We start from the raw sequence: 15,042 nt of genomic DNA on the forward strand, positions 1-15,042 counted from the left end.
CGCAAAGCCGAGGCCTCCGGCCGAAATGAAACGCGCGCGTGTGTCCTCACCCAATCTGCCAAGTTCAGTTTGGGAGGCACCCTCTAGCCGAACGCCTGCCGCAGATGCACCCGGCGATACGCCGACGGCGGTGTGTCGAAGTGGTCGAGGAAGGCCTGGCGCAGTGTCTCGGTCGAGCCGAAACCGCACCGCCTCGCGATCGACGTCAGCGGGAGTTCGGTGCCGCACAGCAGTTTCGCCGCGTTCTCGGTCCTCGCCGCCCGGACGTACCGGCTGGGCGTGGTGCTCAGGTGCGCGTCGAACAGCCTGGTCAGCTGCCGGGTGCTGATCCCCGCGCGCTCGGCGAGCACGGTGGTGCCGAGATCACCGGCGAGGTGCTCGGCGACGTACGCGGTGATATCGCGGACCAGTCGGTTCTCCGGCGGCGGCCCGGACAGGAACATGCTCACCTGCGCCTGGTTCCCCGGCCGTTGCAGGTAGGTCACCAGCATGCGGGCGACCTCCCTGGCGACGCTCGGGCCGAGGTCCTCCTCGACGAACGCGAGAGTGAGGTCGATCCCGCTGGTCACCCCGGCGGCCGTGTAGACGTTGCCGTCGCGCACGTACAGCGGCACCGGGTCCACGTTCACCTGCGGGTAGTTCACCGCGAGCCGGTTCGCGAACCGCCAGTGGGTGGTGGCGCGGCGCCCGTTGAGCAGCCCGCACGCGGCGAGGACGGTCGCGCCGGTGCACACCGAGGCGACGCGGTGGGTGTCCTGCGCGAGCCTGCGGATGTGGGAGACCATCCTCGGATCCGCGGCGGCGGTCTCGTGCCCGGTGCCGCCCGCGACGATCAGTGTGTCCAGTTCACCGGTCACCTGGTCGAGCCGGTGCTGTGCCTGCAACGTCAGCCCGGACTCACAGCGGATGCCGCGGCCGTCGACGCTGGCGAGCATGATCTCGTATCCCGGCTTGCCGCCGAGTTTGGTCGCGGCGTCCAGAACATCCGCCGGACCGGCGATGTCGAGCATCTCCGCATTGCTGTAGCCGACGATCAACACTCGTCTGGGTGAACCCGGCATGATCGAACGCTAGCAGTAACGCCCGGCCGTCGGACGTAGTTCGCAGGAATCCGGACATCCGGCGCACCGCGGTTCCGCCCTTGCGACACGGTTGGCCCATGACTGACGACAGGAAGACCATCGCGTTCGTGGTGTACCCGGGGATGACCCCGCTCGACATGGTCGGACCGCTGACCGTGCTGGACGGTATGGCGAGCACGGTGGAGGAGTACCGGACGGTCGTGGTCGGCGAGACGAAGGACCCGATCGTCACCGACAACCCGTTGAAGCTCGTGGCGACACATACCTACGACGAGGTTCTGTCGCCGTACGCGTTGCTCGTGCCCGGCGGCGGCACACCGACGCTGAAGGCACTCGCCGACGAAAAGCTGATCGGTTACCTGCGGACCGCCGCGGCGAACGCGGAACTCGTGACGTCGGTGTGCACGGGATCGCTGCTGCTGGGGCAGGCCGGTGTGCTGGAGGGCCGCCAGGCCACGACGCACTGGATGTTCCGCGAGCTCCTGCGCGCGTTCGGCGCGGAACCGGTCGCCGAGCGCTGGGTCGAGGACGGGAACCTGATCACCGCCGCCGGGGTGTCGGCGGGGATCGACCTCGCGCTGCACCTGGTCGAGTGGCTCGTCGGCACCGAGATCGCGCGGACGATCCAGTTCGTCATCGAGTACGACCCGGAGCCGCCGCTCGGCGCGCTCGATTGGTCGAAGCGGCCGTACGGGGACCTCAAGCCGTTGCTGGAACACAGCCTGAACGACGCACTCGCGAACGAGCCCGCCCTGCGGGACAAACTGCTCGCGCACACTGGGTGATAAGGGGGCGGCCATCCGGGTGAGAAGCGCTAACTCGGGGACTGCGCCGGGTTAGATTCGGGTCATCCGTCCAGGTGATAGGTGGTTCGTGGAGTTCAAGGTGCTCGGCCCACTCCGGGCCTCGGTTCCGCTTCCGTCGGCGGCCCAGCCCCGTCGGGTACTCGCGGTGCTCTTGACCCGGCCGAACGAGTTCGTCCACCGGGACGTACTCGTGGACGAACTCTGGCCGCAGGAGCCGCCGTCGAGTGCCGCGGCGGTCGTGCAGATGGCGGTTTCCAAGCTGCGCAAGGCGTTGTCGCCTGGATTGCCGGTGGACGACGCCCGGCAGCGGCTGCGATCCGGCACCGGTGGCTACCGGCTGACCGTGTCGGAAGGGGAACTGGACGCCTCCGGTTTCTCCAGCCTGGCAGCGGCGGCCGCGACGGCGACCGGCGGTGAGCGCCGGGCGCTGCTCGCCCGGGCACTGGGGTTGTGGCGCGGTGCGGCGTTCGCCGACGTTCCGGCCGGGCCGCTGGTGGAGGCGCACAAACTGTGGCTCGAGGACCAGCGGTGCGCGGTACTGGGCAAACTCGTGGAGCTGGATCTCGCGGCCGGTGACCACAAGGCGGTCGCCGACCGGTTGGGACCCGAACTGGCCACCCGGCCGGGCGACGAACGTCTCGCCGGATGGCTGGCCGAGGCACTGAACGGGCTCGGGCGGCGCGACGCCGCACTGGCCGTCCTCGACCGCTGCCGTCACGCGCTTTGGGAGCACGCCGGTGTTTCACCGGGGGAGGACCTGCTCGCCGTCCACCGCCGGATCGCCGGAACCGGCTGGTCGGCGGGCGGCCCGCCCAGCCGTCTTCCGCAGGCGACGCCGGATTTCTCCGGCAGGGCGGCGGAGCTGGCGGAAGTGGCGCGGGCGTTGCGGAGTCCCGCGCCGGTCGTGCTGCACGGCACGGCGGGGGCGGGGAAGAGTGCGCTGGCCGTGCAGGCCGCTTGGCGGGTACGCAAGCGGTTCCCGGACGGTCAGCTCGTCGCCGACCTGCGTGAGACCGGCGACGTGCTCGCCGGGTTCCTCCGCGCGCTCGGCTTTGCGGAAGCGGAACTCCCCACCGACCGGGCCGGGCTGGTTTCGTTGTGGCAGAGCCACACCGCGGACCGGCGGCTGCTGGTGATCCTCGAGAACGGCCGGTCCGAGGCCGAGGTGCGGCCGTTGCTGCCGAGCGGCCCCGGCTGCGCGACGATCGTCACGACGAGACGACGGCTGGCCGGGCTCGTCGGAGCCAGACCGGTCGAGGTCGGTGAACTGTCCTACCCGGAATCGCGAGTGCTGCTCGGCGCGATCGTCGGAGAGGCCAGGTTGTCCGCCGAAACCGACGCCGTCCGCCGCGTGCTGGCCTGCTGCGACGGGCTCGCGCTGGCGGTGCGGGTGGCGGGCGTGAAACTACTCCAGCGGCCAAGGCTGAGCATCGCCGACTTCGCGACCCGCCTGGAGAACGAGCGCCTGCGGCTCGACGAACTGGCCGCCGGCGACCTCGCCGTCCGCCCGGCGCTCGCCGAAGTCCTCGCCGAGCTGTCGCCGAGGCAGCGGAATTCCTTGCGGTTGCTCGGTTCCCCCGGTGCCACCGAGATGGCGGACTGGTTCGCGACGGCCCTGCTGGGCTGTTCGTCGCGCGAGGCGGCCGGACTGCTCGACGAACTGGTGGACGATCACCTGCTCCACGCCGAGCCGGATCGGTCCGGTTGCCTCCGGTACCGGCTGCCCGGCCTGATCCGCCTCGCGCTCCGGGAACCGCCGGATCCCGCCGCCGTCAGACGCGCGCTGACGCTCATGGCTGCTTTGGCCGAACACGCCTCCGCCGCACTCGGCCCCGAGTACCCGCCGGCTCGCCGGGCGGCCGCCCCGACGGAGGCCCTGGCCCGGGTCGCGGCCGATCCGATCGGGTGGCGCACCGCGGAAACCGCGAACCTCGCGCTCGCCGTCCGGACCGCGCGCGCCCACGGCTGGGCCGCGCTGACCGAGCGGCTGGCCGACGCCTACAGCGATCTCGTCGGCCCCCGGCATGGCGGTTCGCTGGCCTTGCTCGGGTTCGAGATCGTGCGCGACCGGTTCGACCGCCCGGCGGAGGCGGCGAAATTGCTGAAGCTCGGTCATTCCCACGCCGACTCGGGGGATTTGGCGCGAGCGAGGACGTGTTTCTCGCTGGCCGAGGCACGGTTCCGCTCCGCAGGCGATCAGCGGGGCACCGGGGCCGCGCTCGTCGCGCTCGCCGACGTCGACGCGGACTCCGGCCGGACCCACTCGGCGGTCGACGCGCTGCGGGAGTCTTTGGACCTGTTGCGGGACTGTGGTGACCTCGCCGGGCAGGCGATGGCTTCGGCCCAGTTCGGCTCGCTCTGGGACGACCTCGGCGACTTCCGGCGGGCGAAGGAATGCTTCGACGCGAGCCTGCTGCTTTCGCTCCATTGCGAGGACGGGTGGCAACACGACCGGTCCGCCAAGCGGTATGCCGACGTCCTGCGACGGTACGGCCGCGTCGACGAGGCCGGTGAACTGCTGACGAGCGCGCTGACCGGCACCCGGAGTTCGCATGAACGCCACTGGGAGGCGCACGTCCTCCGCAGTCTCGGCGATCTCCACGCGAAAGCGGGCGACGCGCGGGAGAGCGAACGCTGTCATTCGCGATCACTGCAACTGTTCGAGCACGTCGGGCACCGGCACGCCGCCGCTTACACCCACCGGAGCTTCGGCGAGTCCTTGCGTCTTGCGGGTGAGCACGGCCGGGCCGCGGAGCACCTGGGACTCGCGATGAGCACGTTCCGCGCGCTCGGTGACCGGCGGGGCGGCGGATACGCCTTGCTCAGCTTCGGACGTCTACGGGCGGACCAAGGCGTCGCCACCGAAGCCGCCGACGGGCTCCGCACTGCGGCGGGACTGTTCCGGGAGCTGGGCTTCCCGGTGTGGGAACTGCGTGCGCTCCAGGACCTGTCCGCCGTCGACAGTGGCGGACGACAGCGGGACCGGACTCGTGAAGCCTTGACGAAGATCCGCTCCGGGGCGGCTCAGGGCTAGTCCGGCGGTGGCGCACCGGCCGCGGAGTTTGGCGAAGTTATGGCGACGGCGTGTTGACTCGTCCCTGAGTCAACCGGACTTCGCGCCGTCCCGGAACTGTGCGGGACTGGGGGTGACGGCGCGTGCCCGTGGCCGGGTGACGCCTTCCGAGGGCAGGAGGCGTCACCCGGTTCGCAGTCATCCGCCGACGTGCAGGACCGCCTCGGCGTCGTCGAGGATCACCTGGTCGAGCGGGAAGTAGCCCTGCCGCGGAGTGGGGTCGGTCCGGACCCGGGCGGGCGGGATCTCGGACGCGGGGAGCAAACCCCAGGCCGTGGTGACGTGCTTCTGCAAGAACCCTTCGTAGGTGTCGGCGTCGGGCTCTTGAAGCGCCATGGCCTCGCTGCGCCCGAGGCTGGTCGCGACGAAGGTGTAGCGATCGCCGAGCAGCGGCCCCACCAGCGCGCCGGCGGGGAACATTTGGATCTCCTTCCCAGCCACCCGCATCGTGTCCGCCTGGCGGCGCAGGTGGAGATTGTGGGCGAAGACCAGCGTCGCACCGCGACCGGCTTCGGCGGCGCGGATGTCGAGCAGATTCCGCGCCATGATGGCATCTCTGACGGCGCTCAGCGGCGCGTACCGCTCGTGCGGTTCAAGAGGCTCGGCGCATTGCCGGTGGTAGCGCAGCAGATCGATACCCGCCATGAGCTGGATCTCCGCCCTCGACCATGCGTCCGTGACCGGTTCCGGTTTCCGGGAGCGGAGCGCGGTGAGCAGATCGCTCGCGATCGCGCGCAGCCGGTAGGCGTCGGCCGTGGCGCCGATCGACGATGCCGCGTCCATGACCGCTTCCGTGCGGTTCCAGCGTTCGTCGTCACCCGCCGGGCCCGCGATGTCGACGTCGAGTCCCAGGAAATCGCGGGCGTACTCGAGATAGCGTCGCGGGCTGGGCGCGGAGGCATACTCGGTCTGGGTGTCGAAGCCGTGGAACGAAAGGCGTTCCCCGGGTTGGCGAGCCTCGTTGTACTCGCGCATCCACGCGATCAGCCGCCGGTTCGCGTCCATGGCGCCGAAGGTGTGTGTGAAGCCTTCACTCATGGCCAGGTCGAGGGTGCCGGTGCCGCCTTGGACGAAGTCGTTCGCGACGAGCGCGGCCACGCGATCGGCTTCGAGGGCGATCGAGCGGAAGCCGCGATCGACCAGCTGGGCGAACAGTTCGTTGCGGACCTCCGCGAAGACGGGGGTCGCGTGCGTCGGCTCGCCTAGGGCGAGCAGGTCGCACGAGGGGGTCACGAAGTCTCGAATGTCTTGACTCATGGGGTTCAAGCGTATCGTTGATAGCTCGGTTGAGACTTTGGCCGACTGTGCCTGTGGTGGGCGTGGTAAAGCTTCAAAGCGGTGTCAGCCGTCGGCGCCCCAGTCACAATGAACCGCGTGAAGGCCTCCTTCCCTCGGCTCAGCCGAGGGAAGGAGGCCTTCACGCGGTTCAGCGCTGAGTACCGCAGGTCGTGAAGGTCCCCTTTCCTACGCTCAAGGTAGGGAAGGGGACCTTCACGACCCACCGTCGCAAGGTGCGCGGCGGTGGGCAGTCGCCGATCGGCGTCGGTACATGAAGGACCCCTTCCTTGCGCCTAGGTACAGGAAGGACCCCTTCCTTGCGCCTAGGTACAGGAAGGGGTCCTTCATGTACTCGTCCGATCGGGTGCGCGGCGGCGGGCGGGCGGACGGTCGTCGCGCCCTGCCGTCTCCGCAACAATTCCACTTCCGAATTACTCGACTCCATTCCTTTATTGCGATATAAAGTTAAAGAACCCTTCGCGTGCGAAGGTGCTTCGCTCGCGAAGCAGGCCTTCGCAGGAATGCGCGAGCGCAAGTTATCAGCAGTTGAGGTGAATTCCCGCGTGGCAATCACTGCGCGGCCGGAGTTCGGCCCTACTTTGGCCCGCATGGTTGAGAAGGATTCGACGGCGCGGACCCGGGAACTGGGCCACCGCATGAAGGCGTTCCGGCAGCGCAGGCACTTCAGCGGAGCCGACGTCAGCCGCCGTAACGGCTGGTTGCAGAGCAAGGTCACGCGGTGGGAACAAGGGTTGCGTGAGCTGTCCGTCGTGGACGCGGCGCTGTATCTCGCGACCTGTGGCGAGGCGGAGCCCGAGCGTGACCTGCTGCTGGAACTCACGCAGCCCGGCAGCGACCTGTACTGGGTGCGGCCGTACTTCGACGAACTCGTCGATCCGATGAAATCCCTGGCGATCCAAGAGAATCTCGCGCACACCGTGGTGCGCTACGAGTCGTTGACGCTGCCAGGACTGTTGCAGACCGAACCGTACGCCCGCACCACCTACGAACTGATCGGCAACCGCGGCCAGGCTCAGCTGGACCAGGCCGTCAACGCCCGGATGGACCGGCAGAAGCTGCTGCGACGGGACCGCCCGCCGCGATGCCGGTTCTACGTCCACGAGCGTGCGCTGCGTTCGGTCGTCGGCGGTCCGCGCATCATGCACGAGCAACTGCTCCACCTCGTCCTGTCGGCGAATCTCCCTTATTGCTCCATCCGTATCGTCCCCGAAAGCAACGAAGTGAGCAGGGCGATCGAGAATGCGTTCACCATCATGGAATTCACGGAGCATCCCGCGGTGGTGTACACGGATTCCTATGCGGCCGGAGTGTTCATCGACGATCGAGTGGCGGTCGAGGCGTACTATTCGCTCATCGCGCGACTGGAAAGCGATACCCTGACCGAGGAGAGGTCACGCCAAATGCTCGCCGAATGGGCGGACCGGTACGACCGGATGGGGGAGTGACCCGATCGGGGTTTCCCGGGGCCTCTTCCTGGGGTATCCCTTCCGGGTAGCCGAGGAGAAGGAGTTCGTGGTGACGAAGACGCAGGGCGGTGCCCCGGTCGCCGAGGCGGAGATCGAGCGGAAGTACGACCTGGCGGCCGACAAGCCCATCCCGGCCCTGGTCCCGGCCGGTCCCGTGACGAACCAGGCCGAGCCGAGGGTCGACGTCCTCGACGCCACGTACTTCGACACGCCGGACTTCCGGCTCGCGCAGGCGGGCATCACACTGCGGCGGAGGCTCGGCGGAAGCGACGAGGGCTGGCATCTCAAACTTCCGGTCAGTGAGGACAAGCGTGAGGAACTCCGCCTCCCGCTGTCGGGTAAGCCGGAGAAGGTGCCTGGCGCGCTGGCGAAACTGGTCCGCGCGCGCACCCTCGGCGCCAAACTCGTCCAGGCCGCGCACCTGCGCACCGAGCGCACTTCGTACGCCCTGCTCGACGCGGAGGGTCGCGAGCTCGCGACGCTGACGGACGACGTCGTCACCGGCGAGGCGGGTGGGGAGAAGGCGCACCTCGACCGCTGGCGGGAGATCGAGATCGAACTCTCGCCCGGCACCGATCCCGAAGTGCTCGACAGCCTGGACAGGGCCGTCGTGAACGCGGGGGCGGAGCGGTCGAGGTGGCCGTCGAAGCTCCGGCGGCTGACCGACGAGCTCGTGCCGTCGGCGGGTGGCGCGTCCGGTTCGGTGCTGGCGGACTACTTCGCCGAGCAGCTGGACGCGTTGCGCCGCAACGACATCGGCGTTCGCCGGGACGTCGATGACTCGGTGCACCAGATGCGGGTCGCCAGCAGGCGGCTGCGGAGCGGCTTGAAAACTTTTCGTCGCTCCCTCGACGCCGACGTCGCGAACGGGCTGGCCGCCGAACTTCGCTGGCTGGGTGGCGAACTCGGTCCGGCGAGGGACAACGAGGTGCTGGACGAGCGGCTGCACCACGAGGTCAAGGCGCTTCCCGTCGAACTGGTACTGGGCAACGTCGAGCAGCTGATGACACGGCACTTCGCGCGTGAGGCCGAAGAGGCCAAGGCGCGGGCGATCCAGGCGCTCGACAGCAAGCGGTACACGGATCTGTTGCGGGCACTGGAAAATCTCGTAGGCAAACCCCGGAAGATCAAGGATGACAAGAAGGAGCTCCGCAAGGCGGTCGCGCGGTCGGATCGGAAGCTGCGCAAGGCCGTGGCGGTCGCGAGTGATCTCGAACCCGGTCCGGAACAGGATGCCGCGCTGCACGAAGTGCGCAAGAAGGCCAAGCGTGCCCGATACGCCGCGGACACGGTCCGGCCGGTGACCGGCAAGAAGCTTCGAAAATGGCGAAAGAACGTCAAGGCGGTGCAAACCACGCTCGGCACGCACCACGACGTCGTGGTCACCCGGGAGGTCTTGCGGCTTCTCGGTCTCCGCGCCTACGCCGAAAGCGAAAACGCTTTCACTTACGGCCTCCTGCACGGACGTTCCGTTGCCTCCGCCGAGGCCGCACACCGGCGCTTCGCCGGAGAATGGCAAGAGTTGAGTAAAGGTTCTCGCCCGAAATGGCTCAAATGAGGTAGCCCGGGTTGACCTCTCGCCCTCGCTGAGTACGGTCGAGGGGACTTGGTGGTCTGGAGAGAGGCGCCCCCAATGTTGCCTGGCCAGCGCGTACCCGGCGAACCGCCGCCCCTGGCCGTGACAAGCAGCCGCCGCAAGGACGGCGTCATCGTCCTCACCGCCGTGGGTGAGATCGACGCGGCGACCGTCGGACGGTTTCGCACCGAACTCAGCGGTGCGTGTGTCACGGGAAAACGAGTGATCCTCGACCTCTCCGGCGTTGGTTTCCTCAGTTGCGCCGGATTGCACGCCCTCGAGGAGGCCAATGCCGCGGCGCCCCGGTTCTCGGTGATCGTGAAGACCACGCTGGTGTCACGGATTCTGGACGTCAGCGGTGTCGGAGCCGATCTCGATGTGTGGCGTGACGTCGAGGACGTACTTCTCTAGCCATCCAGTTCGACCTCGTCGACGGTGACGTCCGGCAGCAGGCCGCGCCAGCGCGGGTTGCGCAGGCAGCCCCCGTCGGTCCAGCCGCCGAAGACGACCTCGCCGACGATAGTCGGCCGCGACCAGCGCGCGTCCCGTGCTTGCTTGTCCGGTACGGAGCGGAACGGGGATGTCTTGCGCTCCAAGCGAAACAGCCGCCGGGACAGCTCTTCGAGTTCGTCGCCCGCGAAGCCGACACCGACGTTTCCGATGTACCGCAAGCCGTCCTCGTGCGGGACGCCGAGCAGCAACGAACTGAACGTGCCCGCGCGGCTCCCGCCACCCGGCCGCCAGCCGCCCAGTACCACTTGCTGGACCCTGGTCCCGGTGATGGAAAGCCATTCCCCGGTACGCCTTCCCGGGTGGTACGCGGAGCAGGCACGTTTCGCGACGATCCCGGCGAGCCCGTGTTCACGGGCCGCACGCGCGACCGCGCCGCCGTCCCCGAGGTAGTACCGGGGGACCTGCCAATGCGGTCCGGCTAGGCCGAGACCGTCGAGGAGGTCTCGCCGTTCGACGTAAGGCGTGTCGAGACAGGAACGGCCGTCCAGATGCAGGAGATCGTTCACCAGGTAGAAGGCCGGAAACCGCGAGGTGAGCCGTTTCGCGGAGTTCTTCGTGGCCCGCGCGCGGTGGCCGAGTCCTTCCGCACTCGGCTTCCCGCCGTCGAAGACGACGATTTCCCCGTCGAGAAAGGTTTCCGCGGCACCCAGTTGCTCGCCGAGCCCGCGGAATTCGGGGTACAGCCCGGTCACGTCGTCGCCCGAATCGTCGTAGGCGGTGATCCGGCCGCCGGATACCCGGATCAGGGTGCGGCGCCCCGACCAGTCGAATTCGTAGGCCCATTCCGCGTCTTCGCCGGTCGAGGGGAGACGCCCCGGCTTGAACAGCATCGGGGCGAGGAAGGGGGGAAGTTCCGTTCGGCCGGGATCGGCGGGGTCGAGCCGTTTGAGTAACCAGCCGCGGTCGTTCCCGTCCTTCTTCACATTGAGGAACAGGTATTTCCCGCGTGCCCGCTTCCCGTGGAAGACGATCTCGACCTTGTGATCGTTGAAGTGCAGCGTTTCGTACCGGCCGGTGTCCCAGATCGTCATCGTGCCGCCGCCGTATTCGCCGGCGGGGATCTCACCTTCGAAGGTGAGGTATTCCATCGGATGGTCTTCGGTGTGCACGGCGAGGCGTTCGAGGTCGGGCGACATCGGCAGGCCCTTCGGCACCGCCCAGGAGACCAGCACCCCGTCCCGTTCGAGGCGGATGTCCCAGTGCAGGCTGCTCGCGTGATGTTCCTGGATGACGAAAAGATCGTCGGACCCGGCTGTCCCCTCGCGGTCCGGAATGGGTTCGGGGGTCCGCCCCGGTCTGCGCTTACGGCGGTAGTCGCCGAGTTTCTCCGCCATGGTCGGCCAGCGCACCCCTCTTCGGATCCGGATACGCAAGCCTAGCGCCGTTCACCACCCGTACGCGTGGTGAAGGCCCCTTTTCCCACTGTGAGAGTAGGGAAAGGGGCCTTCACTTCAAGCGGTTCAGTCGGTTTCGGCCAGTGCCTCGGCGAACTGGGCGGCGTAGAGCCGCGAGTACGCACCGCCGGTGAGCAGCAGCGTTTCGTGGTCGCCCTGTTCGACGATCGAGCCGTTTTCCATCACGAGGATGACGTCCGCGTCCCGGATGGTGGAAAGCCGGTGTGCGATGACGAAACTCGTCCGCCCCTCGCGCAGCGAATTCATCGCCCGCTGGATCAGGACCTCGGTCCGGGTGTCGACCGAACTGGTCGCCTCGTCGAGGATCAGGATCGCGGGCTTCGCCAGGAACGCCCTCGCGACGGTGATCAGCTGTTTCTCACCGGTGCTGACCGTGCCACCCTCGTCGTCGATGATCGTGTCGTAGCCCTCCGGCAGGGTGCGGACGAACCGGTCGACGTGGGTGGCCTTGGCCGCCGCGACGATCTCCTCGTGCGTGGCGTCGGCGGAACCATAGGCGATGTTCTCCGCGATCGTGCCGCCGAACAGCCAGGCGTCCTGCAACACCATGCCGGTCTTGGACCGCAGGTCCTCGCGGTCCATCTCGGCGATGTCGACGCCGTCGAGGGTGATCCGGCCGCCGTCGAGTTCGTAGAACCGCATGAGCAGGTTGACCAGCGTGGTCTTCCCCGCCCCGGTCGGGCCGACGATGGCGACGGTGTGCCCCGGCTCGACGATGAGCGACAGGTCCTCGATGAGCGGGGTGTCCTGCGTGTACCGGAACGACACGTGTTCGAATTCGACCTGGCCGCGCACGTTCTCGACCCGCGCGGGCTCGGCGGGCTCGGGCTCCTGCTCGTCCGCGTCGAGCAACGCGAAGACCCGCTCCGCGGACGCGATCCCGGACTGAAGCAGGTTCGCCATGCTGGCGATCTGTGTGACCGGCTGGCTGAACTGCCGCGAGTACTGGATGGACGCCTGGACGTCGCCGAGCGACAGCGTCCCGGAGGCCACCCGCAGCGCGCCGATCACGGCCACCAGCACGTAGCTCAGGTTGCCGATGAACATCATCGCGGGCTGGATGGTGCCCGAGATGAACTGCGCCTTGAAACTCGCGCCGTACAGGGTGTCGTTGTGCTCGCGGAAGACCTCCTCGGCCTCTTCCCGGCGGCCGAACACCTTGACCAGCGAGTGCCCGGTGTACATCTCCTCGATATGCGCGTTGAGCCGCCCGGTGGTGGACCACTGCTTGATGAACTGCGGCTGCGCCTTCTTGCCGATCTTGGCCGCGACGAACACCGAAGCCGGCACCGAAAGCAGCGCGACCAGTGCCAGCAGCGGCGAGATGACGAACATCATCGCGAGCACGCCGACGACCATCAGCAGCGACGACACGATCTGCGCGAGGGTCTGCTGCAAGGACAGCGCGAGGTTGTCGATGTCGTTCGTGGCCCGGCTCAGCACCTCGCCGCGTGGCTGGCGGTCGAAGTAGCTCAGCGGGAGCTTCGCGAACTTCTCCTCGATCTTCTCCCGCAGCTCGAACACCGCCCGCTGGACCAGGTTCGTGGTCAGCCGGGTCTGCAAGAGAGCGAAGAACGACGCGACGATGTAGAGCAGCAGCACCCACATCAGCACCTGGCCGACGGCGTCGAGATCGATCCGCTGACCCGGGACGAAGTCGATCCCCGAGAACATGTCGGCGAGGGTGTTGTCGCCTTCCGCTCGCAGCCCGGCGATGACCTGGTCCTTGCTCACCCCCGGTGGCATGTCCTTCGCGACGACGCCCGCGAAGATCAGGTCTGTCGCCATCCCGAGGATCTTCGGGCCGATGACGCTCAGCGCGACGCTGACGACACCGAACGCCAGGATGCCGTACAGCAGGGCACGCTGCGGTTGCAGCAGACGCAGCAGGCGTTTCAGTGACCCCTTGAAGTCCAAGGCTTTCTCGGCGGGCTGGCCGCCCATGAAGGCGCCGGGACCGCGGCCGAAGCCGCCTCCGCCGGGGCCGGGTCCTCGCGCCGCGCTCGCGCGCTCGCCGACGGGTTTGGCCGGGGCGCTCGATTCGGTGGTGGATTCGGGCGCGCTCATCAGGCGGCCTCCTGCTCGGTCAGCTGGGACAGCACGATCTCCCGGTAGGTTTCGTTGCCGTCCATGAGTTCGGTATGCGTGCCGGTGCCGACGACGCGGCCTTCGTCGAGCACGACGATGCGGTCGGCTTGGCGGATCGTGCTGACCCGTTGCGCGACGATCACCACGGTCGCCTCGGCGGTCTCGGCCGTGAGAGCCCGCCGCAGCGCGGCGTCGGTGGCGTAGTCGAGCGCGGAAAAGGAGTCGTCGAAGAGGTAGATCTCGGGGCGCCGCACCAGCATCCGCGCGATCGCGAGCCGTTGCCGCTGGCCGCCCGAGACGTTGGTCCCGCCCTGGGCGATGGGGGAGTTCAGTCCTTCGGACATCCGCTCGACGAAGTCCTTGCCCTGCGCCACCTCCAGCGCGTGCCACAGTTCCTCGTCGGTGGCGTCGGACTTGCCGTAGCGAAGGTTGCTCGCGACCGTCCCCGCGAACAGGTACGGCTTCTGCGGCACCAGCCCGACGGCGTCGGACAGCACGGTCTGATCCAGTTCGCGGACGTCGACGCCGTCGACGCGCACGGAGCCGTCGGTGGCGTCCATCAGCCGCGGGATCAGGTTGAGCAGTGTGGTCTTCCCGCTGCCCGTGCTGCCGATGATGGCGGTGGTCTCGCCGGGCCTCGCCAGCAGCGAGATCTCTTGCAGTACCGGCTTTTCCGCGCCGGGGTAGCGGAATTCCACATCGGACAGTTCGAGTCGCCCGTGCACTTCACCGGGGCTGATCGGGTTCGACGGCAGGACGACGCTGGTGTGCGTGTCGAGCACCTCGGTGATGCGCTCGGCGCTGACCTCGGCGCGCGGGATCATCATGAACATGAAGGTGGCCATCATGACCGCCATCAGGATCTGCATCAGGTAGGACAGGAACGCGGTCAGCGCGCCGATCTCCATGCTGCCGTCGTCGATGCGCAGCCCGCCGAACCACAGCACGGCGACGCTGGAGGCGTTCATCACCAGCATGACGATGGGGAACATCAGCGCCATCAGCCTGCCGACGATCAGCGAGACGTCCAGAAGTTCGGTGTTGGCCTTGGTGAACCGCCGTCGCTCGTGGGTGTCCTTGACGAAGGCCCGGATCACGCGGATGCCCATGATCTGCTCGCGCAGGATCTGGTTGATCTTGTCGATGCGTACCTGCATCAGCCGGAACGCCGGGCGCATCTTCGCGATGATGATCCCGACCGCGACACCGAGGATGGGCACCACGACCACGAGCAGCCACGAGAGCGTGACGTCCTGGTTCAGCGCCATGATGATGCCGCCGAAGCACATGATCGGCGCGGACACCATCAGGGTGAACGCCATCAACGTCAGCATCTGCACCTGCTGGACGTCGTTGGTGGTGCGGGTGATCAGCGACGGCGTCCCGAACTGGCCGACTTCGCGGGCGGAGAAATCCTGGACCCGGTGGAAGATCGCGCCGCGGACGTCACGGCCGACCGACATCGCGGTGCGGGCACCGTAGTAGACGGCGCCGATCGAGCAGACGATCTGCACCAGCGACACCACCAGCATCACGCCGCCGACGCCGAGGATGTAGTCGATGTCGCCCTTGACCACGCCGTCGTCGATGATGTCGGCGTTCAGCGTCGGCAGGTAGAGCCCGGCGAGGGTCTGGACGAACTGCAGCAGCACGATCAGCCACAGGTCTCGCCGGTACGGGCGCAGGTGAGTGCGCAACAGCTTCGTCAGCACAACGGTTTCTCC

At 68.0% G+C, this 15,042-nt stretch carries 10 protein-coding genes; 5 read left to right on the forward strand and 5 right to left on the reverse strand.

The genetic code is table 11. The features are described from left to right. Nucleotides 1–83: 83 nt before the first annotated feature. The gene (locus ACLARN_RS19790) at nt 84–1,061 is read right to left on the reverse strand and encodes a GlxA family transcriptional regulator (protein ID WP_409492901.1); all 978 of its coding nucleotides are present in this window, start codon (nt 1,059–1,061) and stop codon (nt 84–86) included. 98 nt (nt 1,062–1,159) lie between these two features. Between ACLARN_RS19790 and ACLARN_RS19795 the strand changes: the two genes are divergently transcribed. Together ACLARN_RS19795 and ACLARN_RS19800 are read left to right on the forward strand one after the other, a co-directional pair. Continuing rightward, a complete protein-coding gene (locus ACLARN_RS19795) occupies nt 1,160–1,867 on the forward strand; it encodes a DJ-1/PfpI family protein (protein WP_409492902.1) in 708 nt (235 codons plus the stop codon). An 88-nt stretch (nt 1,868–1,955) separates the two neighbouring features. Next, complete coding sequence (locus ACLARN_RS19800; RefSeq protein ID WP_409492903.1) at nt 1,956–4,922, forward strand: BTAD domain-containing putative transcriptional regulator; 2,967 nt, start codon at nt 1,956–1,958, stop codon at nt 4,920–4,922. A gap of 177 nt (nt 4,923–5,099) precedes the next feature. Here ACLARN_RS19800 and ACLARN_RS19805 read toward each other — a convergent pair whose 3' ends face one another. Beyond that, nucleotides 5,100–6,218, reverse strand: coding sequence for an erythromycin esterase family protein (locus tag ACLARN_RS19805; protein WP_409492904.1), 1,119 nt, complete (start codon nt 6,216–6,218; stop codon nt 5,100–5,102). A 629-nt stretch (nt 6,219–6,847) separates the two neighbouring features. Between ACLARN_RS19805 and ACLARN_RS19810 the strand changes: the two genes are divergently transcribed. The 3 genes from ACLARN_RS19810 to ACLARN_RS19820 all read left to right on the forward strand — a co-directional run bounded on the left by ACLARN_RS19810 (nt 6,848) and on the right by ACLARN_RS19820 (nt 9,713). Continuing rightward, nucleotides 6,848–7,705, forward strand: a complete 858-nt coding sequence (locus ACLARN_RS19810; RefSeq protein ID WP_409492905.1) for a helix-turn-helix domain-containing protein — start codon at nt 6,848–6,850, stop codon at nt 7,703–7,705. 67 nt (nt 7,706–7,772) lie between these two features. Further along, nucleotides 7,773–9,284: a CHAD domain-containing protein gene (locus ACLARN_RS19815; RefSeq protein ID WP_409492906.1), complete on the forward strand. Its 1,512-nt coding sequence runs from the start codon at nt 7,773–7,775 to the stop codon at nt 9,282–9,284. Nucleotides 9,285–9,359: 75 nt separating this feature from the next. Beyond that, the gene (locus tag ACLARN_RS19820) at nt 9,360–9,713 is read left to right on the forward strand and encodes an STAS domain-containing protein (RefSeq protein WP_409492907.1); all 354 of its coding nucleotides are present in this window, start codon (nt 9,360–9,362) and stop codon (nt 9,711–9,713) included. Here ACLARN_RS19820 and ACLARN_RS19825 read toward each other — a convergent pair. The 3 genes from ACLARN_RS19825 to ACLARN_RS19835 form a co-directional block, all read right to left on the reverse strand. Continuing rightward, entirely contained in the window at nt 9,710–11,164 is a 1,455-nt protein-coding gene (locus ACLARN_RS19825) for a DNA polymerase ligase N-terminal domain-containing protein (RefSeq protein ID WP_409492908.1), read from the reverse strand. The genes ACLARN_RS19820 and ACLARN_RS19825 overlap by 4 nt on opposite strands. Before the next feature lie 111 nt (nt 11,165–11,275). Beyond that, nucleotides 11,276–13,297: an ABC transporter ATP-binding protein gene (locus ACLARN_RS19830; protein ID WP_409492909.1), complete on the reverse strand. Its 2,022-nt coding sequence runs from the start codon at nt 13,295–13,297 to the stop codon at nt 11,276–11,278. After that, complete coding sequence (locus ACLARN_RS19835) at nt 13,297–15,030, reverse strand: ABC transporter ATP-binding protein (protein ID WP_409492910.1); 1,734 nt, start codon at nt 15,028–15,030, stop codon at nt 13,297–13,299. The genes ACLARN_RS19830 and ACLARN_RS19835 overlap by 1 nt, the downstream gene beginning before the upstream one ends. Between the last annotated feature and the right edge of the window lie 12 nt (nt 15,031–15,042).

The organism is Amycolatopsis sp. cmx-11-12 (assembly GCF_046269425.1).
Lineage (GTDB): Bacteria > Actinomycetota > Actinomycetes > Mycobacteriales > Pseudonocardiaceae > Amycolatopsis.